We start from the raw sequence: 21,494 nt of genomic DNA, 5'->3' as shown, positions 1-21,494 counted from the left end.
GAACACACGATGACGCAGGAACAGTTCAGCTCCCGTCCCACCGAACAGCAGGACGTGCAGGAAGAGGACCTGGCCCCGGCGGCACAGGGCCAGTCCGCCGGCGTTGATGACCTGCTCGATGAGATCGACGGGGTACTGGAGCGCAACGCCGAGGAGTTCGTGCGCGGCTTTGTGCAAAAGGGCGGCCAGTAGCCATGCCGGAGCTGCCCGCCGGGCCCTCGTTCCTCGAGTATCTGAACCGGGAACGCCCGGACCTGCTGCCTGCTGCCTCGGTGCCGGCGGCGGCCCCGGGCCACGGCCCGGGGCAGGTTCCCCACGCGACGACCATCGTCGCCCTGGCCTACGCCGACGGCGTGGTCATGGCAGGTGACCGGAGGGCAACCATTGGCAACGTGATTGCCAGCCGCCACATCGAGAAGGTCTACGAAACCGACCACTTCTCGGTGGTCGGCATCGCCGGCGCGGCCGGCCTGGCCATCGACATCGCCCGGCTGTTCACCGTCGAGCTCGAACACTACGAGAAGATCGAGGGCACGCTGCTCTCGCTCGAGGGCAAGGCCAACCGGCTGGCATCGATGATCCGCTCCAACCTGTCCATGGCCATGCAGGGGATGAGCGTGGTTCCACTCTTCGCCGGGTACGATCCGCACGGCGGCCAGGGGCGGATCTTCTCCTTCGACGTCACCGGCGGCCGCTACGAGGAAATCGAACACCATTGCATCGGCTCCGGTTCGGTGTTCGCCCGCGGGGCGCTGAAGAAGCTCTGGCGCCCGGGACTGGACCGCGTGGCGGCGGTCTCCGTCGCCGTCGAGGCGCTCTACGACGCGGCGGACGACGATTCGGCCACCGGGGGACCGGACGCCGTGCGCCGGCTCTGGCCCGTGGTCTACGCGGTCGATGCCGACGGCGCCACCCGCATCGGTGAGCAAGAGCTCTCCGAAACCGCCCTCGCGCTGATCGCCCGGCGCACGGCACAAGCCAGGGAGGCCTGATGAGCGCGCAGTTCTACGTTTCACCCGAACAACTCATGAAGGACCGGGCGGACTTCGCCCGCAAGGGCATAGCGCGCGGACGAGCCGTCATCGTCGCCTCCTGCGTGGAGGGCATCGCCCTGGTTGCCGAGAATCCCTCCGGATCGCTGCACAAGATCGGCGAGATCTACGACCGCATCGGTTTCGCCGCCGTGGGCAAATACAACGAGTTCGAATCCCTGCGCCAGGCCGGGGTCCGCTATGCCGACACCCGAGGCTATTCCTATTCCCGGCAGGACGTGACGGCGCGCGGGCTGGCCAGCGTATACGCCCAGTCGCTCGGTGCCGTCTTCACCGCCGAGGCCAAGCCGTTCGAGGTGGAATTGGCCGTGGCCGAGGTCGGCGCGACGCCGGGCGCCGACAAGTTGTTCCGGTTGAACTACGACGGTTCAATTTCCGAGCAGTCTGGCGTGATCATCATGGGCGGCGATGCCGAGGCGCTGGCGGCTGCCTGGGCCCAGACAGCGGTGGCCGGGTCCGGTGAGCTGAGGCTGGCCGCGGTGATCCGGGCCGCCGCAACGGTGCTGCCTGGCGTCGTGGCGGCACCGGCGGCCTCATCGGTCTTGGAAGTGGCCGTGCTGCACCGTGCCTCGAGCAGCCGCCGCACCTTCAGGCGGCTGTCGACCGCCGACATCGATTCGCAGCTCGCCCCCGGGGAAGGAACCCAGACCTAATGGACCGCAGGATCTTCGGCATCGAAACCGAATACGGCCTCACCTACTCGGCTCCCGGAGCCCGGCCCCTGAGCCCGGAAGAGGTAGCGCGCTACCTCTTCCGCAAGGTTGTGGCCTGGGGACGCAGCTCCAACGTGTTCCTGGGTAACGGATCACGTCTTTATCTGGACGTGGGCTCTCACCCCGAATATGCGACCGCTGAATGCGATGACATCCTGCAGCTGATCACCCACGATAGGGCCGGGGAGGAGATCTTGAACGACTTGGTCGTATCGGCCGAGGAAAAACTGCGCGAAGAGGGATATCCGGGCAGGATCTACCTGTTCAAGAACAACACCGATTCCGCCGGAAATTCGTACGGTTGCCATGAGAACTACCTTATTCCGCGCAAACTAGAATTCACCCGCCTGGCCCAGATTCTGATCCCCTTCCTGGTCACCCGGCAGCTCTTCGCCGGGGCCGGCAAGGTCCTCCCGGTGGACGGCGAGCACCGCTTTGCCTTCTCGCAGCGCGCGGACCACGTCTGGGAGGGCGTTTCGTCGGCCACCACGCGCTCGCGCCCGATCATCAACACCCGCGACGAGCCGCATGCAGACGCCGAGTACTTCAGGCGGCTGCATGTGATAGTGGGGGACTCGAACATGTCCGAAACGACACAGCGGGTAAAGCTGGGCTCAACAGACCTGATGCTGCGCATGATCGAGGCGGGTTCGATCATGGAGGACCTGCGCCTGGAAAACCCGATCCGTTCCATCCGCGAGGTCTCCCATGACACGACCGGGCGGACGCCGGTGTTGCTGGCCGATGGCCGCAAGCTGAGCGCGCTTGAACTCCAGCATCTTTTCCTGGAGAAGGCGACCGGTTTCGTGCAACGCCATGGAGCCCACAACGAACACGTGCCGGCGGTGCTCGAACTCTGGGAGCGGTCCCTGGGGGCTGTTGCCGACCAGGATTTCGCCCGGATCGACACCGAAATCGATTGGGCCATCAAGCGCAAGCTGATCGAGGGCTACCGTCATCGCCATGGGCTGGGCCTCGATGACCCCCGGATTGCCCAGATCGATCTGACCTACCACGACATCGATCCAAAACGCGGACTGTTCAACCTGCTCCGTTCCCGCGGTCAGGCGGCGTACCTGGCCACCGAATCGGCCATCACAGAGGCAGTCAGTGTTCCGCCGCAGACCACCAGGGCTAAACTGCGCGGGGATTTCGTGCGTGCTGCGAAGGATGCCAACCGTGACTTCACAGTCGACTGGGTGCACCTGAAGCTCAATGACAGCCCGAGCCAGACAGTTCTGTGCAAGGACCCGTTCGCCAATGCCGATGCCCGGGTCGATGAGTTGATTTCTTTTCTTGATCCCTTGGATGACGGCGCGGCTAACCGATAAAAAGGAACTTCACAGGTTTCCCCGTTAAACTAAATGGAAACTACTGTGGCCATGCGCTTGTGTTGTGTCCGTGGTGGAAAGCAAACTGCCCCGAATGAAGACGAAAGTTGATTACGTGCGAAAGCTCTTGGCCGTCACCCTTGCCGCCTCACTCCTGCTTGTCACCGGTTGCGGTGCAGCCGCGGATGCTGGAGCGACTACCGGCGTCACCGAAGCCGGCGACGTCGGCCCGCTCTCCTCACTCCAGCTGACCCCCGGAGCTGACGACACTTCGGACCCCACGGTGACCATCAAGACTCCGCTGGAAGCAACCAAGGCCGGTGCCAAGATGATCCTGGCCGGCGGCGGTGAAACCATCAAGGAAAACCAGAGCGTCACCTACAAGACGATTGCATTCAAGACCGAAGACGGGTCCCAGCTCGGCTCCAACTTCGAAAGCGAGGGGGACCTCATCCCCACGGTTCCGGAGATGAAGACAGCCATGCCCGAATTCTACGACGTGATCGTCGGCAGCAAGGTCGGATCCTACATTGCCTTCCTGCAGCCGACCCCGACCGAACCGGGTGCGACGGCTCCGGCCGAGCCCGCGAACATCGACACGCTGATCGTCATCAAGACGACCAAGGCCGTCGACATTCCGCCGACGCCGCCGACGCCCGAGTTCAAGAAGTCGGACGACAAGTCGGTCAAGAAGGCAACGGGTTCCATCTCTGCCGACGGCAAGATCAGCGTCACCCTTCCCGCGGGCAAGGCCGATCCGGCCAAGCTCGAGGTCACGGTGCTGAAGGAAGGCGACGGCCCGGCTGCCACCAAGGACTCCACCGTGGTTGCCCACTACATCGGCGCACGCCTGGAAGACGGAAAAGTCTTCGACGGAAGCTACTCCCGCGGCGAACCTTCAGAGTTCCCGCTGTCCGGAGTCATCAAGGGCTGGACCGAGGGCCTGACGGGCATCAAGCAGGGCTCGACCGTCCTGCTGAGCATCCCCACCGACATGGCCTACGGCAAGGATGCCGCTGCCATGGGGAAGCCGGCAGGTCCGCTAGTCTTTATCGTTGAACTTCAGGAAGTAAAGTAACCACCGAAAGGAACGCCATGTCATTCGGACAGCGCGATTACGACCGTACCAAGCCGGAAATTGACTTCCCGGGTACGGAAGCACCGACCGAACTGGTCATCGAGGACATCATTGTCGGCGACGGCGCCGAGGTTGTGCCCGGCTCGACCGTGTCCACCCACTATGTCGGCGTGGCCTGGTCCACCGGCGAAGAGTTCGACTCCTCATGGAACCGCGGCACGCCGCTGGACTTCCGCGCTGGCATCGGACAGGTCATCCAGGGTTGGGACCAGGGCCTGATCGGCATGAAGGTCAACGGCCGCCGTCGCCTGGAGATCCCCTCGGACCTGGCCTACGGCTCCCGTGGAGCTGCCGGGGCCATCGGCCCGAACGAGGCACTGATCTTCGTGGTCGACCTCGTCGCGGTTCGCTAGGTAGAAACACACCGGTAGGCCGGCGGAAACCCCCCAGGGGATTCCGCCGGCCTAGCACTTTAACTGATTCTTGGGCACTTTTGCGGTGAAAAACCTGTGATGAGACCGACTTTTTTCCCGTGATCTGCGTCATCTTCCGATATGCGGGAAGGAGCTGTGGGCTTTCGGCGGGGTCACGTCGGTACGACGCGTTGCAGGTAGTAACGTTGGTTTGGTGGCCACCAAGAAGAACTTAGACTCACCATCGCGCACGGAGAAGCTCGTGAGCCTCACGTATGCGCTCGTCAATAGCTCCCGGGGCTATACGAAGGCGGAGCTGCGCGAAATCGTCGACGACTACCAGGGCCTCGGGGCCGATTCCTTCAACCGCAAATTCGACCGGGACAAGGAAGACCTGCGGGCCATGGGCATCCCGATCGAAAAAGTGAAAACCCCGGGATATGTCGGCGATGACAATGCTGATCCGCGCTATCACATCCTGCCGGAAAGCTACCGGTTGCCTGAAGTGTCCTTCACCGCCGAAGAAGCCGGAGCGCTTGCCTTGGCCGGACGCCTCTGGAAGGACGCCGGGCTCGGTTCCGCCGCTGCGAGGGCCACCAGCCGGATGGCAGAGAACGCAACGGGAACCGGCGTCGGATTCACCGACTATGAACCCAGGCTCCACACCTCGGATCCCGGCTTTTCCGATGTGCTGCGTGCGGCCTGGGACAAGAAGCCCATCCGTTTTCGCTACCGGGATGCCCACGGCGTAGACAGCGAACGCACGGTGGAACCCTGGGGGCTGGGCACCCGCTTCGGCCACTGGTACCTGGTCGGACTCGATCAGGCCGCCGCTGCCCAGCGCATGTTCAGGCTTTCGCGCATCCGGGGAACGGTGGCCCAGCGCCCGGGAACGTACGACCGCCCGCAGGACTTCTCCATGGCCAACGCCCTGTCCGTACTGGATCCCGAGGCCGCATGCCAACGCGCCGCCATTGAACTGTCGCGGGGTCATGGGTGGGCGCTGCGCGCACAAGCCGCGGAGATCGAAGAGGGCGACACCGTAGACCGCCTAGCCGTCGATTACTACGACGTGGAATCCTTCAGCGCGGAGGTCTCCGCGCTCGGCTCCCATGCCAAGGTGCTGGAACCGGCGTCGCTGGCACGGAGCGTCGCCGAGCGGCTGGCCGCTGCACGGGCAGCCCACGATGTGCCGATCCCCGTGCTTCAGTTGAAGGCCGGCCACTTCGTCGGGCGCGCCCCGGCCACGGATGCCGTGGCCCGGGCCCTGGATATCATTTCCTTCGTGGTGGCCCGTGGCGCCCCGACGCTCGAGGAAACGGCGGCGCACTTCGGGCTGTCTCGACGCAAGCTCGAGGCAGAACTGCAGATGATCATGATGTGCGGTGTCCCCAACGGGATGCATGACCAGCTCATGGACGTGGATTTTGGGTCCGGAACCATCACCATTTCCAACGCCGAGGCATTGGCGGCCCCGATGCGATTGAACCTGCTCGAGACCACCTCGCTGCTCGTGGGCCTCGAGACCCTGCTGCAGGTTCCAGGACTGGCGCATGCGGAAAGCGCGATCAGCGCCATGGCAAAGCTGCGCACGGCGGCCGGTGACTTTGCCGACGTCTCCAATGTCCTCGCCGCCTTCCTCGACAGTGCCGAGGCGGACCCGCATCGCGATGCCGTCCGCGCGGCCATCACCGGACGCCGGCTGCTGAGCATCGACTACTACACCGCCTCGCGCGACGAGAAAAGTACACGGATCATCGAACCCCTACGCATCATCGAGGACGACTCTCGTACCTATGTGCGCGCCTGGTGCCGTACCGCCCGCCAACTACGCAGTTTCCGGCTGGACCGGGTCCTGAAGCTGACGGTTTTGGACGAGGGCTTCGAAATCGTCCCGGAGCGCCACGGCGATGACGAGTCCAGGCTCTTCACCCCGCAACCGGAGGACCAGGTGGCCGTGCTCGGATTCTCACAGCGACTGCGTTCGCTGGTCGCTGAATTCGCCCCCGAGCGCCAGGGTACCGTCGCCGACGAAACCCTGGCCGAGGTGCAGATTACCGGGACGGCGGCACTTGCCGGAATGATTGCCCACTATGGTGGTGAGCTGCGCGTGCTTGCCCCCGAATCCCTGCGTGCCGAGGTCATCGACTGGCTTGACCGGGCGCAAGGCACTTCGAAGCAGAACCGCTCATGATGCCGTGGTGGTTTTGGGTCCTCCTATGGACGGTTTTGCTTCTGGGCACCGTGCTTTTCCTTGTTCTCTCCGGGATCAAGCTCTTCCGCGGCCTGATGCGGATGCTCGATGAAGCATCGCTTTCGATGGACCGGCTCTCGGAACCCTTCGGCCGGATGCCGGTGCATCCGGAAACGGTTTCCGGCCCCGGCAACGGTCCGGGGGCACCGTTCCGGGACGTGGAAATGGTCCGAGAGGAGTACGAATCGGGCAAGGAAGAACGCCGGGCGGCGCGCCGTGACGCGAGGATTGCCCGCAAGTACGCTAAAGGTCAACCACAGCGTGTCAGCGACCTCGGGCTCTTTTGACGTAAACTGAACTAAACGAAAGGTAGGTTCGATATGTTCGGCCTCAATGGAATGCACTTGGTCATCATCATCGTCCTGGCACTGCTGCTCTTCGGAGCTCCGAAGCTCCCAGGGCTGGCACGGTCCGTCGGACAGTCCCTGCGAATCTTCAAGTCCGAGGTGCGCCAAATGAAGGATGAGGATCCGAAGACCGATGCCAGCGGTGAAACCGTCGAGGGTAAGATCGTCAACCCCGATCCCCGCGACAACAACGCTTAAGCTTCTATGACTGAAAAATCTGTCCCATCCAAGGGGCGTAAGTCAAACCCCGAGGGGCGGATGGCGCTCAAGGCCCATTTGATCGAAGCTCGGAACCGGCTGTTCATCTCGCTCGGGGCGCTTCTGGTGGCTACCATCGGCGGGTTCTTCCTGTATCAGCCGCTGATGGATCTTCTCATCGAACCGGTCAAGCAGTACAGCGGCGAAGTGAACTACACCGCCGTGATGACCAGCTTCGACATGATGATCAAGATCTCGTTGTTCTTGGGACTGGCCATGTCCAGCCCGGTATGGATCTACCAACTGTGGGCCTTTATCGTGCCTGGCCTGAAGAAAAAGGAACGAGCCGCAGCGCTGGGATTTGCCGCTGCCGCCGTTCCGCTCTTCCTGATGGGTCTGGCGATGGCCGTTTGGGTTATCCCGCACGCGCTGAAGTTCTTCTTCATGCTCACCCCGCAAAACGCCGTGAACATCATCTCGGTCGAGGTCTATATTCCCTTCGTCCTGCGCCTGATGCTGGCCTTCGGCCTGGCCATGCTGGTCCCGGTGCTGATGGTCGGACTGAACATGATCGGGATTCTTCCGGCGAGGCTGATCCTGAAAAACTGGCGGTTGACGGTGTTCCTGATCGCCCTGGTTTCTGCCATGGCAGCACCGGGCGGCGACGCCATCACCATGTTTGCGCTGGCTGGACCGCTGTTCATCACCTTCGGCGGCGCAACGCTGATCTGTTTCTTCAACGACCGCAAGCGCGCCAAGAACAAGAAGATCACAGAGGCTGAAACAGAGGCGAACGCCGATATTGCCTCCGATCTGGGTGACCTCTAGGCCGAAACCGGCCCAACAACGGTCCGTGCATGTACCCCGCAGCGGACCAGCGCACCGCACGAACCACTGCTGTGCATCCCGAAACGAAAGGCTCCCATGAGCACCCCGGCCGAGCGCTATCTCGAACCCAAGCAGAGCGCAGCCGAAACCGGCACCCTGCTGTCCGATTTCCGCTCCGGACTCGACTTCGAGCTGGACCCGTTCCAGGCGGAGTCTTGCCACGCCGTCCAGGAGGGGTTCGGGGTGCTGGTTGCCGCACCCACCGGTGCGGGGAAGACCGTCGTGGGTGAATTCGCCGTCTACATGGCATTGCAACAGGGTAAAAAGGCGTTTTACACCACGCCGATCAAGGCGTTGAGCAACCAGAAGTTCTCCGAACTCACGGCACGCTACGGCGCGGACAAGGTCGGGCTGCTCACCGGCGATCTGACTATCAACGGCGATGCCGACGTGGTGGTCATGACCACCGAGGTGCTGCGCAATATGCTTTACGCCGAATCCGAGACCCTGGACGGGCTCGGCTTCGTCGTCATGGACGAAGTCCACTATCTGGCCGACAAGTTCCGCGGTGCCGTCTGGGAAGAAGTGATCATCCACCTTCCGGCCGACGTGCAGGTGGTATCGCTCAGCGCCACGGTATCCAACGCCGAGGAATTCGGCGGCTGGCTCGATACGGTGCGGGGAGACACCAAGATCATCGTCTCCGAACACCGCCCGATCCCGTTGTACCAGCACGTGATGGTCGGTGGGAAGCTCATTGACCTCTTCGCCGAGGACGTATCGTTCGACCAGATTGCGGGTGATCCGGAGCGGGCCGCCACGGTCAATCCGCAGCTGGCGAAGTTAGCCCAGCGCAGCGTCCCCGGTGGGCCACACGGCCCCAAGGGCCACGGCAGGGGCAGGGGACCTGGCGGACGACAGGCCGGCGGGCGCTACCTGGACCGGGAGGAACAACGCTCGCGCAAGGTCAGCCGCCCCGAGATGATCAGGGCGTTGGATTCCGCCGGGCTGCTGCCCTCCATCGTCTTTCTTTTTTCCCGCAAGGGCTGCGATGCCGCAGTGGCCCAGTGTGTGCGCTCCGGAATGAACCTGACCACGCGTGCGGAGGCCCGAGACATCGAACAGGCCATCGACCTCCTCGCCTTCGACCTGCCACCAGATGACCTCGAGGTGCTGGGTTTCTGGCCGTGGCGCGAGGGCATGATGCGTGGCTTTGCAGCCCACCATGCCGGGTTGCTGCCGATCTTCAAGGAGGTCGTCGAGGATCTGTTCCTGCGCGGGTTGGTCAAGGCCGTGTTCGCCACCGAGACACTGGCCCTGGGCGTGAACATGCCGGCCCGCTCCGTCGTGCTCGAAAAGCTCGAGAAGTTCAACGGAGAATCCCATGTCTCGATCACGGCGGGGGAGTACACCCAGCTGACCGGACGCGCCGGCCGCCGCGGCATCGACGTCGAGGGCCACGCCGTGGTGCTCTGGCAGTCGGACACCGACCCCGCCGCCGTAGCAGGGCTCGCATCGAAGCGGACCTACCCGTTGAACTCGAGCTTCCGCCCCACATACAATATGTCGCTGAACCTCACGGCACAGTTCGGACGGGACCGGGCCCGCGGCATCCTGGAAACCTCCTTCGCCCAGTTCCAGGCCGACCGCTCCGTGGTGGGACTGGCCAGGCAGGTGCGCTCCCGAGAGGAGTCCCTGGCTGGCTACAAGAAATCGATGACCTGCCACCTAGGCGATTTCGGTGAATATGCGGCCATCAGGGCCCAGCTCTCGGAGACCGAGCGGCAGGCCTCGGCCGCCATGAGCCAAGCCCGCCAGTCTGCCGCGGGTGATTCGTTGGAGCAGCTGTTGCCCGGAGACGTGATCGACGTTCCCGGCCCTCGGCACTTGGGACGCTGCGTTGTCACCGAGGTGGCCTCCTCGCTGCGCGACCCGCGCCCGACGGTGCTCACCGAGGACCGGCAGATCCGCCGCGTCGGCGTCGAGGACCTCGACGGGCCGGTGAGCATCCTCTCGCGGATCAAGATCCCGAAGGCATTCACCGGAGCCACCCCGAAGGAACGCAAGGACCTGGCGGCGTCGCTGCGCAACGCGCTGGCCGATGAGCGCCCGCCGCGCCGCGGTGCGGGTGGCTTCGAGTACGCCGGGGCCGAGAAGTATGCGCAGCGGATCAACGAATTGCGCAACCAGCTCAAGGCGCACCCTTGCCACGGCTGCCCGGATCGGGAAAACCATGCGCGCTGGGCCGAACGCTGGCTTAAGCTGCGCCGCGAAACGGATAAGCTGAGCCAGCAGATCAGCGGGCGCACCAACACGATATCCAAGATCTTCGACCGCGTCTGCCGCCTGCTTGCCCAATACGGGTACCTGGAAACCGGCAACGAGGACAACGCAGTGCCGCAGATGACCCGTGCCGGGCAACGCCTGCGCAGGATCTACGGCGAACGCGACCTGCTCACTTCGCTGGTGCTCGAATCCGGTGTCATGGACCAGCTGAACCCGGAGGAGCTGGCCGCGTTTACCAGCTCGCTCGTCTATCATGCCAAGCGCGAGGAATCCGGTGCCGATCCGCGCATGCCCTCCAAACAGATCCAGTTCGCGTGGGAGGCCGCGGTGCGGAACTGGTCCTCGCTTTCCGATGCAGAGGAGGAGGCTCGCCTTCCCGCCACCGACGCGCCGGATGCAGGGCTGATCTGGCCGATGTTCCACTGGGCCCGCGGCAAGGACCTGCGTGAATGCCTCCGCGGGACAGACCTCGCCGCGGGCGACTTCGTGCGCTGGGTCAAGCAGGTCATCGACGTGCTTGACCAGCTGGCCAAGATCCCCGAGCTTGCACCGGTGCTCTCACGCAACTGTTCGCGTGCCGTGGACCTGATCCGCCGTGGCGTCGTCTCCTATTCAAACGTGGTCGACTGACCAGTTCGCACTTGCATCTACCGACTCCCATTAGTAAACCGAAAGGTCATCCCCACCACCATGTCACTGTCCTTGTACCGCAACGGATCCATCTACACGCCGGCCGATCCGCAGGCCACTGCGATGCTCGTCGAGGACGGAACGGTGGCCTGGATCGGCTCCGAGTCCGCCGCGGGCGCGCTGGCCGACTCCCGGATGGACGTCATCGACCTCGGGGGCGGGCTGGTGACCCCGGCGTTCTTCGACTCGCACGTGCACCTCGGCGAGCTCGGTGCCGCACTGGAATCGGTCGATCTGCGCAATGCCACCACGCTGGCCCAGGTGCTCGAGCGTGTTGCCGCGGCGGCATCCCGGGGTGACGGCCCGATCTTCGGAGCCGGTTGGGACGAGAGTGGATGGCCCGAACGCCGTGCGCCATTTGCCTCCGAACTGCAGGCAGCCGCTGGGGGGCGCGACGTCTACCTGACCCGCATCGACGTGCATTCCGGTGTGGTTAACGAGGGCCTGGCCGAACGCCTGAAGCTAGACTCCGTCGACGGATACCGCGGCCGGGGTTTGGTCGAGCGCACCGCCCATCAGGTCGTTCGCGAGGCCCTGATCGACAACTCAGCAAAGACCGGCGCCAAGCACCAGGAGGCGGCGCTGCGCCACCTCGCCTCACGCGGTTACGGGGCTGTGGCCGAAATGGCGGCCCCGCAGATCTCCGGCCGTGCCGATTTGGAAGCGCTCTTCAACACGGTGGATTCCGTGGGCGATGAACTGCCACAGGTCTTCGCCTACTGGGGCGAGGCCGTGTCCAACGCGGCGGAGGCCCGCGCGTTGTTTTCATCCTTCGGCGCGGGGAGGCTCTCGGGCCTGGCCGGGGACCTGAACATCGATGGTTCGCTCGGCTCGCGCACCGCTTTGCTGCGAGCCCCCTACACCGATGCATCCGGGATGTTTGGTCATTCCTTCATGGACGCCGAGGCCATTGCCGGGCACCTCGCAGCCTGCTCCGAAGTCGGGATCCAGGGCGGATTCCATGTCATCGGCGATGCTGCGTTGGATGCCTTCATCACCGGGCTGGATCTTGCAGCGGAACGCGTCGGCCTGGCGGCCATTCAGGGCGCCCGGCACCGTCTCGAACACGTCGAGATGGCGGACGATGCGGCCCGGACGGCCCTATTGAAGTACGGAATTACTGCCTCCATGCAGCCACTCTTCGACGCTTATTGGGGCGGTGCTGACGGACTCTATGCCCAGCGGCTTGGATCCGAACGGGCCACCGGCATGAATTCTGTGGCCCGCTTCCTTGCCAGCGGCATCCCGGTGACCCTTGGATCCGATGCGCCGGTGACCGAGTCCAGCCCCTGGGCTACCGTCAAGGCATGCCTCGAGCACCATGATCAGGCCTCACGGATTTCCGCACGCGCCGCCTTCCTGGCGCACACCCGATCGGGTTACCGGGCCGTGGGGGAGTCGACCCCCTTCGCCGGTCAGCTTGTCACCGGATCGGATGCGACCTTCGCCATCTGGCAGGCCTCGGAACTGATAGTGCAGACCCCCGATGTGCGGGTTTCCTCTTGGAGCACCGATGCGCGGGCCGGGACGCCCATGTTGCCGGTCCTTGAAGGCGAATTGCCGAGCTGCCTCCGCACTGTTCGTCAGGGACGAATCCTGTTTGATGCCCTCTAGAACCAGCGCGAGGAAACTCGTAGTCTGCGGCAATTCGACCGATGACCTGATCAAATAAACAAAACCAGTGGTCAGAAAATGATTGACACTGTGATTTCAGGCACTAGGCTGGTTCGAAGGCGGCGCAGGTTCACGGTGAGACCATGCCAGCTGGCCGTCCGGCGCTAAAAGCAACGTTGAGACCCTGGTAGCAATAGAAAACAGCGAGTTGGTGGTGGTTCGCCACCGTCGGTACGCTGGTCCGAAGCTTCCGGGGTCTTTGCGTGCCATGGAACACGAAAGGCGGCACCCTGCCCCGGAAGTCCGTATACTTGGTCATTGACCTCAGCGTGTTTCCGATGTAAAAGGCGACAGCACGAAGAGGCAGGCCTTTCAAGGCCGGTCCAACGATCCCTTGTACTTTTAGGGGGTTCGTCCACAGATTCAGAAGGGGACACCGCGTGCGGGTAGTCACGATCATTCCGACCTACAACGAGCTTGAATCGTTACCCATTACCGTGGGACGGCTGCGCGCAGCGGTGCCTGATTCGGATGTCCTGATCGTCGATGACAACAGCCCCGACGGGACCGGTGAGCTGGCCGACAAGATGGCCTCGGAGGATTCGAGCATCCACGTGATGCACCGGACCGGCAAGGCTGGCCTGGGTGCCGCGTACCTCGCGGGCTTCCGCTGGGCCCTTGACGCCGGGTATGACGTGCTGGTCGAAATGGATGCCGACGGCTCGCACAAGCCAGAGCAGCTTCCCTCGCTGCTGGCACAAATTCCGCTGGGTGCCGACCTGGTCATCGGCTCCCGCTGGGTCAAGGGCGGTTCCGTCGTGAACTGGCCACTCCACCGCAAGGCGATCTCGCGTTGCGGCAGCTTCTACTCGCGTATGATGCTCGGCGTGAAGCTGCGGGACATCACTGCCGGTTACCGTGCCTTCCGCCGCGAAACCCTCGAGGCGCTGGACCTGGATGCGGTGGACTCGGTCGGCTACGGCTTCCAGGTCGACATGACCTTCCGGGTAGCCCAGGCCGGCCTGAACATCGTCGAGGTCCCGGTGACCTTTGTCGAGCGTGAGCTCGGCGTCTCGAAGATGAGCGGCAACATCGTCGTCGAGGCCATGTGGAACGTCACCAAGTGGGGCCTCGGAGCCCGGTGGAAGAAGCTGACCTCCAAGAAGTAACCCGGGCGGTTTACCCCCGGGCAAAGAGGAGGGGCCGGTTACCAGGAAATTCCTGGTAACCGGCCCCTCCTCTTGATGTGGCTGAAGCCCTAGGCCTTCATGGCCGCGCCGCGCGCGCTGCGCAGCTTGTCCAAGCGATCCTGAAGGATCGTCTCCAGCTCTTCGATGCTCCGTCGTTCCAGAAGCATGTCCCAGTGGGTGCGGACCGGCTTCTCATTGGACTCTTCCTGCTTTTCGCCATTGACCAGGCGGGCTTCCTTGCCGGTCTTGGACGTCCAAGTCTGCGGTACGTCAGCTTCCGAGGAGAACGTGACAAATACCTGCTCACCGTCCTCGCAGCGGTACTCGACGCGCTGACGCGGCGCCGGCTCGACTCCGGCTTCGGTTTCCATGCTCTGTGCGCCAAGGCGCATCCCGCGCAGACTGCGATCGCTCATGATTTCTCCCTAATGCGATGACCAACGGATTTCACTACTGATTTCAACGCCACTGGTGTCAATTTGATTCCCACCGGGCGGAAGTCTCGAAGAATCAATTGTACGCCCCGAAAACCCATCGGGCCGGTACCCCCGCCGTGGGGGAGTACCGGCCCGCCATTGTGGGGTGTGCTTTGCCTTACCCCGGGTCACCGCTTGTCGGTGGCTGCCGTCTTACATCAACGTTGAACTTGGTTTGGAATCAGGCTCGTCTCCATCGGCCGGGCCCAGGTTGCCCAGCGCCCCGCCGATGCCCTTGAGCGCCTCGCCGACCTCGCTGGGGATGATCCACAGCTTATTCGCCGTGCCCTCGGCGATCTTCGGCAGCATCTGCAGGTACTGGTAGGCCAGCAGCTTCTGGTCCGGCTTTCCGGCGTGGATAGCGTCGAACACCTTCTGGATGGCCTGCGCCTCGCCATCGGCACGAAGGATCGCCGCCTTCGCATCGCCTTCGGCTTTCAGGATGGATGACTGGCGCTGGCCCTCGGCGGTGAGGATGGCCGACTGCTTCGTGCCCTCAGCCGTCAAAATTGCGGCACGGCGGTCACGCTCGGCACGCATCTGCTTCTCCATCGAGTCCTGGATGGAGTGGGGTGGATCGATGGCCTTGAGCTCCACGCGGGAGACCCGGATGCCCCACTTGCCAGTGGCTTCGTCAAGTACCCCGCGCAGCTGGCCATTGATCTGGTCTCGGCTGGTCAGTGCCTCTTCGAGGTTCAAGCCGCCGACCACGTTACGCAGCGTGGTGGTGGTCAGCTGTTCCACTGCCTGAATGTAGTTCGCGATTTCGTAGGTCGCGGCACGTGGCTCGGTGACCTGGAAGTAGACAACCGTGTCGATCGAGACGACCAGGTTATCCTCGGTGATCACTGGTTGCGGCGGGAAGCTGACTACCTGTTCGCGCAGATCCAGCAGCGGAAGTAGCCGGTCCACGAATGGAATGAGGATCGTCAATCCCGGGTTGAGCGTGCGGTTGTACTTTCCCAGCCGTTCCACGATCCCGGCCCGGGCCTGGGGAACGATCCGTACGGCGCGCACCAACACGATGATGACGAAAATCGCCAACACGATGAGTACGATGGCGACGCCGAGTTTCTGTCCTGTCATCTGGTCCTCCTTTATTTGATGACGCCCCGTCGGGGCGACGGGCCGGATTTCTCGGCCCCAACGTAATATTTCAAATTTTTGTAGTAACCCGGCACCCAGCCGGGCTGCCCACAGCGACCTGGTCGGTCCGACCCGAATATTCTTGAATGTCAGCGTGCGGTGATGAAGGCGGTTGCCCCGGCAATGCGCACCACGGTACCGTAGCTGCCCGGCTCGAGCGGCGAGTCATCCTCTGTGCGTACGCTCCAGGTTTCACCGCCGATCTTCGCCCGGCCCGCCATCTTCGTGGTCGGCTCGAGAACCAGGGCGTCCTCGCCAATGAGCCGTTCTACATTGGTCAGCAGGGCACCGGGGCCCTTATTCAAGTGTCTGATCGCAACGGGTCGCACGGTGAAGATCATTGCCAGCGAGACGACGCAGAACAGAACGACTTGGAGCCATAGCGGTCCGTTGCCCAGCGCAACCGACAAGCCGCCCAACGCGCCGACGCCGAGCATGATGAAATAGAGGTCGAGCGACATCATTTCGATGATGGCAAGCAATAAGAACAGCGCCAGCCAGAACAGCCAGCCGTTCGACAAGATCCACTCAAACATTGCCATACCTCGCGTCACGAAGAAGAAGGAACCGTACCTTCTCGTTAACCTCTATTTTGCCCGATCAACGGACAATGAAGTATCAGCACAAGGGAGTATGTTTTTGAAGTGGTTCATCCGGTCCGCGTCCATTCCGGCCAGGATCCTGCGCCTGGTCATCGGCTTGGCGATCTGTGGAACCGCCGTCTCACTTATGATCCACGCAGGACTCGGAGCCTCGCCGTGGGACGTCCTGGCCCAAGGCGTAGCGCTGGCGACCGGGTGGTCCTTTGGAATATCGAGCATCATCATTTCCGCAGTGGTGTTGCTTCTCTGGATTCCATTGCGGCAGCGACCCGGCCTGGGTACCATAGCAAACGCGGCAGGCGTCGGGTTGATGGCTGATTTCATCCTCGCCGTCCTGCCTCTGCCCAGCAATATCTGGGTCTCGGCCGGGTACCTCATCGCCGGAATCCTGATGTTGGCGCTGGGCACCACCCTGTACATCGGTGCCGGCCTGGGGCCGGGTCCACGTGACGGGCTGATGACCGGCCTGCTTGCGCGCACCGGCAGGCCGGTCTGGCTCATCCGCGGAACCATCGAGGTTGCAGCCGTGATTATCGGCGCACTCATGGGCGGGACCGTCGGGGTGGGCACCATTGTCTTTGCGTTGGCTATCGGGCCGTTGATCCACCGCTTCGTCATCCTGCTCGGTGTCCGCTTGCACGAAAGGGCTCAAGTGAAAGCAACTGCCCAGCCGATCCAAGAGTGAGCAGTGGTGTGCGGAGGATCAGGCACCCCGGGTGTTGCTCACGGGGAGACCGTGCTGGTTGCCCGGGCCGAAGCTGGCCCCTGAACCTCCATCAACCAGAATGGTGCCGGGGTTTAGGAAAGCTTCCAGGGCGTCAGACCCTGCGCACTGTCGCGCAGCAGGAGTCGTCACTGCCCGTCACACATCGGCGGCGCACGGTAGAGGCTTTGAGCGGTCTATCAACATCATCCCGGCTGGCCCGTCTCAGTGGCCGTTTCGGGAGCGCGATACTGCCATGGAAATGAGGAAAGCCACCACCGTAGTTCCGATGAGGAACCCAAGACCACCGCCAACGGTGGCCGCCGTGGTAAAGCTTCCTACAAGCACGGTGATCGCCATCCAGATGAAACCGGCAATAAAGCCTGCCAGCAAAGCACTGATGACATTTGACCGCTTTGATCGTTCTGATGATGCGCTCATGGAACGAATTTTATCTCAGTCTTCCAGAGCAAGCGCTTCTGAAGCGGTCCGGAAAACATGTCGTCGCTTTTGCGCGAGGAACGCGACGAGCTCGGGTCACGACATGGAGTGTCACTTTTCAGAGTCCCGCTCGTCTGAACCGTCAGACCCGCCCAGCCGGGTCGAAGCAAAGCATGTGAGGCAGAAGGCCTCGTCGGTGAAGCTGCGGACTTAATGGTGGGTCTCGTTGCATACGCCGCCGCGCCTGTGCGGGCTCTCCTGCCGCCCATGTCCTCAGTTTCAAGCAGGGCCGTCCATGTCGATGCTGCCGGTCGCCGCAATAACGGAGACTCCCTGCCATTGATTAATGCCCCCAGTGAACGAAATGAATGACGGGTTTCCGCCGGCCTCGGATGAGGTGATCCGTTCAGCCGAGAAAGTGGGTGCTCCGTGCAAGGTTGCTGCCTAGCTGCTGGCACTCGAATCCAGGCTCCCGATCACGATCATCAGACAGTCAGCGCTCCATGGCCGGCGGCCCTGGCAGGCTCAGAGCAAGACCATTGCCGAATTGATGACCAGTGGATGTCGGGTCATCAAGGATGGCGGTGTAGACCTGACCGACCACCTTACCGCCGCCGCGAATGCTGCTGTCCCCGTGAAAATCGCGGCCGGTCATCCGGGCCGCAGCATACTCCACACGGTCGATCCGCACACTCCAACTGCCACGGAAATTGCTGTTGGAATTGCCGCGGAGTTCGCATGCAAAGAGGAAATCGAGCCCGCCTTGCCGGGCTCCGTGGAGGGCCGGCACCCCCTGGCAGACACCGATCATGCTGGATTCGACCGCCTCCCTGGAGCTCGGCTATCACCCGTTGGAAATGGCATCGAGCTGATCATTGAGGAAGCCAGAGGGGTGCTGTCCCAGAAAACCTGACGCTACGTGTGAGGAAATTGGGAAGAGCTCACTGCCTTTGGAGAACCAACGAAGTGGTGCTTCCGGATCCCATGCAGGGTCCTCAAGCCGCCAGCGGGAGCTCAACCCGCGACGGGGGCAACGAATGAAAAAGACCAAGCCGCCGCCGAGCAGACTCGGAATCTGGTTCGCGGTCTACTGTCGTCGTGCCTATCCGGGGTTCGGCGCCTCCGATGCCGACCGTCCTATGACCGGAGGAAGACCTGGATCCTGAAGGCGGCGGTGATCACCGATGGAATGCCCGTGGTTTCGAGCGAGGCCCGCAGGCCTTCGGCATCCAAGTGGTGCCCGGCTGGCCCCATCAACGCCAAGGCCATTGCTTGATCTGAGCCGAGGCTCATCGGGAACGTGACTTCCTCGCGGGCCGACTCGGTGAACGCGTCGCCCATGGCCTGGGTCACCGACTGCGCCTTGTGTTCGGCGATGCCCAGCAGGCCAAGCGCCTTGGCGGCCTCGCCCAGATGCCCGGGCAGCGGCGTCACCACGATGGCCACGCCGCCCGGGCGCAGCACCCGAGCGAATTCGGTTCCATTGCGTGGCGCGAAGACGTTCAAGAGCACGTCTGCGCAGCCAGCGGCCAATGGCAGCGGGCGCCACAGGTCCCAGACCAGGGCGAGCGCGTGCTCCACCTTGGCTGCGCGGCGCATGGCGAACTTGGAGATGTCCAGCGCCACGGCGTGGGAACCCGTCGGTGATGAGCGCAGGACCCGGTCCAGGTAATACCCGGTGCCGGCGCCCGCATCGATGACGGAAAGGGGTTTAGTGCGGGCATCCGTTTGCGTGGATCCGTATGCCAGACGCACGATGGCTGCCGCCAGTGGTTCGTAGTGTCCGGCCTCCAGGAATGCGGCCCGGGAGGCGACCATATCGGCCGTGTCCTCGCGGAAGACCGTGCCCCTACCGGTGAGCAGGTTGAAATAGCCTTGCTTGGCCGCATCGAAGCGGTGGCCCTCGGGGCAGGAGAGGGTGCGCGAGGCCAGGCTCAGGTCGCTACCGCAGACCGGGCAGAGCAGGTCGTGGGCGTCCCGGAAGATTTCGTTCACAGGGCATTTCCTTCAATAAGTGTTTCAGATAGGCTCGTGCCGTGAAACCAGCGCAGCTTGAACTCATGACCACTGTATCCGTGCCCACGATCAGCCCGGACGGTCGCCATGCCGTCGTGGCAACATCGCGGGCCAGCTTCGACTCCGACGGCTATGTCGGACAGCTCTGGATGCTCCACCTCGACGGCGGGGCCGAACCCCGCCGCCTGACCCGCGGCACCTCCGATAGCGCCCCGCGCTACTCGCCGGACGGTTCGCTGATCGCTTTCCTGCGCGCCGATGCCAAGGGCCGCCCGCAGGTGGCGATCACCCGGGCCGGGGGAGGCGAGCCGCAGCTGCTCACCAACCGCAAGCTCGGTGTCGGCTCCTTCGTATGGTCGCCCGACGGCACCCGGATCGCCTTCACCTCCCGCACGCCCGAACCGGGCAGGTACGGCACCGTCGAGGGAGTCGACGCTGGCGCCGAGGACCCGCGGCACATCACCACGCTCAAGTACCGCGGCAACGGGGTCGGCTGGATCCGCGATAAGGTGGCCTCGATCTTCGTGCTCGATGTCCCGGATCCCGACGGTGAACCCTTCATCACCGCGGTGGGTCGAGCCGCTGCTGCGGCTAAGGAAGCCGGGGGCGAAACGCCCACCGGATTCCCCTCCGCCCGCCGACTCACTGGCGACGATACGGATGCCGGTGAGCCGGCATTCAGTCCCGACGGCACACAGGTCTACTACACGGCGGCCCACCACGAGGGAGCCGACACCGACCTGCGCTCGATGATCTACCGCGTCCCGGCAGCACAGCTATCGGATGCCGAGGTTCCGGGTGAACTGGTGCTTGGCTCCGAACACGGACAGGTCGCGTACGGCACCCCGGCCTTCTCCGGCGACGGGGCGACTCTGTTTGTTCTGGGTGCCGAGGTGGGGCCGGACGGAACGGATTTCGTGGCTCGCTGCACCGGCGTCCATGCGGTGCCGGTGGCCGGGCTTCCGACCCTCGACGCAACACTACTGACCAACACCCAGGACACCGACTACGGGGACGTTCAGTCGACACTGATCGCGTCGGGCTCCGACTCGGTGCTGGCCTTCGCCCGCGTCCGCGGCTCCGGCGAACTGCACAAGGTCAGCGCCGTCGGAAAAACCGAGGTGCTCTCCTCCGGCCCGCGTGTCATCACCGGTGCCGCCGAGGCCGATGGAACCATCGTGGTTTCCTACGCCGATTCCATGAGCCCGGGGGAGTGTGGCGTGCTGCAGGACGGCGCACTTGAGCCACTGACCGATTTCGCCTCGGCTCTGCGGGCCGGTACCCGCATCGTTGCGGGACGCGAGCTCACCGTCGCATCCGGAGATGGCTACCCGGTCCACGGCTGGGTCTTCCTGCCTGAGGAGCCCGGTCCGCACCCGGTGCTGCTGAACATCCACGGCGGTCCGTTCTCCCAATACGGCTGGGACTATTTCGACGAGGCCCAGGTCTATGCGGCGGCCGGCTATGCAGTGCTCCAATGCAACCCGCGCGGGTCAGCCAGCTACGGGCGTGAACACGGTCTGGCCATCAAGGGTGCCATGGGCACGGTGGACCTGGATGACGTGCTCGCGTTCTTCGAGGGCGCAGTGGCGGCCGAACCGAGACTCGATGCCACCAGGGCCGGAGTGCTCGGCGGATCCTACGGCGGCTACCTCACTGCTTGGACCATCGCCAACGACCACCGCTTCACCGCGGCCATCGTCGAACGCGGCTACCTTGACCCGTTCTCCTTCATCGGGTCCTCTGATATCGGCTGGTTCTTCTCCGAGGCCTACACCGGGACCGACGAGGTCGCGGTCCGTGAGCAGAGCCCGTTCGCGAAGCTGCACCAGGTCAAAACCCCCACCCTGGTCATGCATTCGGAGGAGGACTACCGCTGCCCGCTCGAGCAGGCCCAGCGCTACTACGTCGGGCTCAAACGCGCCGGGGTGGACACCGAGATGCTGCTCTTCCCGGGGGAGAACCACGAACTCTCGCGCTCGGGAACGCCCTGGCACCGCAAAGCACGCTTCGAGGCAATCCTGGACTGGTGGGAGCGGTACCTGCCGGTGGCCGGGGACGCCGCCCCGGCCGATGCCTGAGCTGAAGTAACACGCAGGCGATTTGGTTCAGGGGT

General features: G+C 63.7%; 21 protein-coding genes. 15 read left to right on the top strand and 6 right to left on the bottom strand.

Annotated features, from left to right (window positions below; translation table 11 throughout):
- The first annotated feature begins 9 nt into the window (after window positions 1-9).
- The 13 genes from E9229_RS16815 (at window position 10) to E9229_RS16755 (ending at window position 13,973) form a co-directional block, all read left to right on the top strand.
- Window positions 10-192: a ubiquitin-like protein Pup gene (locus tag E9229_RS16815; protein ID WP_183512796.1), complete on the top strand. Its 183-nt coding sequence runs from the start codon at window positions 10-12 to the stop codon at window positions 190-192.
- Between the two features lie 2 nt (window positions 193-194).
- Window positions 195-992, top strand: a complete 798-nt coding sequence (gene prcB, locus E9229_RS16810; protein WP_183512795.1) for a proteasome subunit beta — start codon at window positions 195-197, stop codon at window positions 990-992.
- The gene (gene prcA / locus E9229_RS16805) at window positions 992-1,705 is read left to right on the top strand and encodes a proteasome subunit alpha (RefSeq protein ID WP_183512794.1); all 714 of its coding nucleotides are present in this window, start codon (window positions 992-994) and stop codon (window positions 1,703-1,705) included. The genes prcB and prcA overlap by 1 nt, the downstream gene beginning before the upstream one ends.
- Entirely contained in the window at window positions 1,705-3,096 is a 1,392-nt protein-coding gene (pafA, locus tag E9229_RS16800) for a Pup--protein ligase (RefSeq protein WP_183512792.1), read from the top strand. Before prcA ends, pafA begins: the two co-directional genes overlap by 1 nt.
- A 115-nt stretch (window positions 3,097-3,211) precedes the next feature.
- A complete protein-coding gene (locus E9229_RS19910) occupies window positions 3,212-4,174 on the top strand; it encodes an FKBP-type peptidyl-prolyl cis-trans isomerase (RefSeq protein WP_183512791.1) in 963 nt (320 codons plus the stop codon).
- A gap of 17 nt (window positions 4,175-4,191) precedes the next feature.
- Window positions 4,192-4,587, top strand: coding sequence for an FKBP-type peptidyl-prolyl cis-trans isomerase (locus tag E9229_RS16790; protein WP_183512790.1), 396 nt, complete (start codon window positions 4,192-4,194; stop codon window positions 4,585-4,587).
- Between the two features lie 262 nt (window positions 4,588-4,849).
- Entirely contained in the window at window positions 4,850-6,781 is a 1,932-nt protein-coding gene (locus E9229_RS16785) for a helix-turn-helix transcriptional regulator (RefSeq protein WP_183512789.1), read from the top strand.
- A 50-nt stretch (window positions 6,782-6,831) separates the two neighbouring features.
- Window positions 6,832-7,128: a hypothetical protein gene (locus E9229_RS16780; RefSeq protein WP_183512787.1), complete on the top strand. Its 297-nt coding sequence runs from the start codon at window positions 6,832-6,834 to the stop codon at window positions 7,126-7,128.
- Window positions 7,129-7,161: 33 nt separating this feature from the next.
- Window positions 7,162-7,386, top strand: a complete 225-nt coding sequence (gene tatA / locus E9229_RS16775) for a Sec-independent protein translocase subunit TatA (RefSeq protein ID WP_183512786.1) — start codon at window positions 7,162-7,164, stop codon at window positions 7,384-7,386.
- Between the two features lie 6 nt (window positions 7,387-7,392).
- Complete coding sequence (gene tatC / locus E9229_RS16770; protein WP_246380834.1) at window positions 7,393-8,214, top strand: twin-arginine translocase subunit TatC; 822 nt, start codon at window positions 7,393-7,395, stop codon at window positions 8,212-8,214.
- Between the two features lie 96 nt (window positions 8,215-8,310).
- Entirely contained in the window at window positions 8,311-11,130 is a 2,820-nt protein-coding gene (locus tag E9229_RS16765; RefSeq protein WP_183512785.1) for a DEAD/DEAH box helicase, read from the top strand.
- Between the two features lie 60 nt (window positions 11,131-11,190).
- Window positions 11,191-12,804, top strand: a complete 1,614-nt coding sequence (locus tag E9229_RS16760; protein WP_183512784.1) for an amidohydrolase — start codon at window positions 11,191-11,193, stop codon at window positions 12,802-12,804.
- Between the two features lie 440 nt (window positions 12,805-13,244).
- Window positions 13,245-13,973, top strand: a complete 729-nt coding sequence (locus tag E9229_RS16755; protein WP_183512783.1) for a polyprenol monophosphomannose synthase — start codon at window positions 13,245-13,247, stop codon at window positions 13,971-13,973.
- Between the two features lie 89 nt (window positions 13,974-14,062).
- Here the strand turns inward: E9229_RS16755 and E9229_RS16750 are convergent, their stop codons facing one another.
- The 3 genes from E9229_RS16750 to E9229_RS16740 all read right to left on the bottom strand — a co-directional run bounded on the left by E9229_RS16750 (window position 14,063) and on the right by E9229_RS16740 (window position 16,152).
- Entirely contained in the window at window positions 14,063-14,410 is a 348-nt protein-coding gene (locus E9229_RS16750; protein ID WP_183512781.1) for an RNA polymerase-binding protein RbpA, read from the bottom strand.
- Window positions 14,411-14,623: 213 nt separating this feature from the next.
- Complete coding sequence (locus tag E9229_RS16745; protein ID WP_183512780.1) at window positions 14,624-15,556, bottom strand: SPFH domain-containing protein; 933 nt, start codon at window positions 15,554-15,556, stop codon at window positions 14,624-14,626.
- Window positions 15,557-15,705: 149 nt separating this feature from the next.
- The gene (locus E9229_RS16740; RefSeq protein ID WP_183513130.1) at window positions 15,706-16,152 is read right to left on the bottom strand and encodes an NfeD family protein; all 447 of its coding nucleotides are present in this window, start codon (window positions 16,150-16,152) and stop codon (window positions 15,706-15,708) included.
- A gap of 97 nt (window positions 16,153-16,249) precedes the next feature.
- On the opposite strand from E9229_RS16740, the gene yczE reads away from it, so the two are divergent.
- Window positions 16,250-16,903, top strand: a complete 654-nt coding sequence (gene yczE, locus E9229_RS16735) for a membrane protein YczE (protein WP_183512779.1) — start codon at window positions 16,250-16,252, stop codon at window positions 16,901-16,903.
- A 243-nt stretch (window positions 16,904-17,146) separates the two neighbouring features.
- Here the strand turns inward: yczE and E9229_RS16730 are convergent, their stop codons facing one another.
- The 3 genes from E9229_RS16730 to E9229_RS16720 form a co-directional block, all read right to left on the bottom strand.
- Window positions 17,147-17,362 carry a hypothetical protein gene (locus E9229_RS16730; RefSeq protein ID WP_183512778.1) on the bottom strand — a complete coding sequence of 72 codons (216 nt, stop codon included), beginning with the start codon at window positions 17,360-17,362 and terminating at the stop codon, window positions 17,147-17,149.
- Window positions 17,363-17,855: 493 nt separating this feature from the next.
- Window positions 17,856-18,173 carry a hypothetical protein gene (locus tag E9229_RS16725; RefSeq protein ID WP_183512777.1) on the bottom strand — a complete coding sequence of 106 codons (318 nt, stop codon included), beginning with the start codon at window positions 18,171-18,173 and terminating at the stop codon, window positions 17,856-17,858.
- A gap of 326 nt (window positions 18,174-18,499) precedes the next feature.
- A complete protein-coding gene (locus E9229_RS16720; protein WP_312855742.1) occupies window positions 18,500-19,357 on the bottom strand; it encodes a putative RNA methyltransferase in 858 nt (285 codons plus the stop codon).
- 41 nt (window positions 19,358-19,398) lie between these two features.
- Here E9229_RS16720 and E9229_RS16715 point away from each other — a divergent pair, with 41 nt between their 5' ends.
- Window positions 19,399-21,459 (top strand): S9 family peptidase, encoded by a 2,061-nt coding sequence (locus tag E9229_RS16715; RefSeq protein WP_183512776.1) that lies wholly within the window; start codon window positions 19,399-19,401, stop codon window positions 21,457-21,459.
- Window positions 21,460-21,494: the final 35 nt, after the last annotated feature.

This window comes from Paeniglutamicibacter cryotolerans, from assembly GCF_014190875.1.
In the GTDB taxonomy this organism is placed as follows: Bacteria; Actinomycetota; Actinomycetes; order Actinomycetales; family Micrococcaceae; genus Paeniglutamicibacter; species Paeniglutamicibacter cryotolerans.
Note: the sequence above shows the minus strand (reverse complement) of the source record. Positions and strands in the feature narration are given on the sequence as shown.

Coding starts and splice junctions, on each gene's coding strand:
- yczE (WP_183512779.1), top strand. CDS start 16,250: ATGTTTTTGAAGTGGTTCATCCGGTCCGCGTCCATTCCGGCCAGGATC.
- pafA (WP_183512792.1), top strand. CDS start 1,705: ATGGACCGCAGGATCTTCGGCATCGAAACCGAATACGGCCTCACCTAC.
- E9229_RS16745 (WP_183512780.1), bottom strand. CDS start 15,556: ATGACAGGACAGAAACTCGGCGTCGCCATCGTACTCATCGTGTTGGCG.
- E9229_RS16815 (WP_183512796.1), top strand. CDS start 10: ATGACGCAGGAACAGTTCAGCTCCCGTCCCACCGAACAGCAGGACGTG.
- E9229_RS16750 (WP_183512781.1), bottom strand. CDS start 14,410: ATGAGCGATCGCAGTCTGCGCGGGATGCGCCTTGGCGCACAGAGCATG.
- prcA (WP_183512794.1), top strand. CDS start 992: ATGAGCGCGCAGTTCTACGTTTCACCCGAACAACTCATGAAGGACCGG.
- E9229_RS16740 (WP_183513130.1), bottom strand. CDS start 16,152: ATGTTTGAGTGGATCTTGTCGAACGGCTGGCTGTTCTGGCTGGCGCTG.
- tatA (WP_183512786.1), top strand. CDS start 7,162: ATGTTCGGCCTCAATGGAATGCACTTGGTCATCATCATCGTCCTGGCA.
- tatC (WP_246380834.1), top strand. CDS start 7,393: ATGACTGAAAAATCTGTCCCATCCAAGGGGCGTAAGTCAAACCCCGAG.
- E9229_RS16725 (WP_183512777.1), bottom strand. CDS start 18,173: ATGATCGGTGTCTGCCAGGGGGTGCCGGCCCTCCACGGAGCCCGGCAA.
- E9229_RS16730 (WP_183512778.1), bottom strand. CDS start 17,362: ATGAGCGCATCATCAGAACGATCAAAGCGGTCAAATGTCATCAGTGCT.
- E9229_RS16765 (WP_183512785.1), top strand. CDS start 8,311: ATGAGCACCCCGGCCGAGCGCTATCTCGAACCCAAGCAGAGCGCAGCC.
- E9229_RS16790 (WP_183512790.1), top strand. CDS start 4,192: ATGTCATTCGGACAGCGCGATTACGACCGTACCAAGCCGGAAATTGAC.
- prcB (WP_183512795.1), top strand. CDS start 195: ATGCCGGAGCTGCCCGCCGGGCCCTCGTTCCTCGAGTATCTGAACCGG.
- E9229_RS16760 (WP_183512784.1), top strand. CDS start 11,191: ATGTCACTGTCCTTGTACCGCAACGGATCCATCTACACGCCGGCCGAT.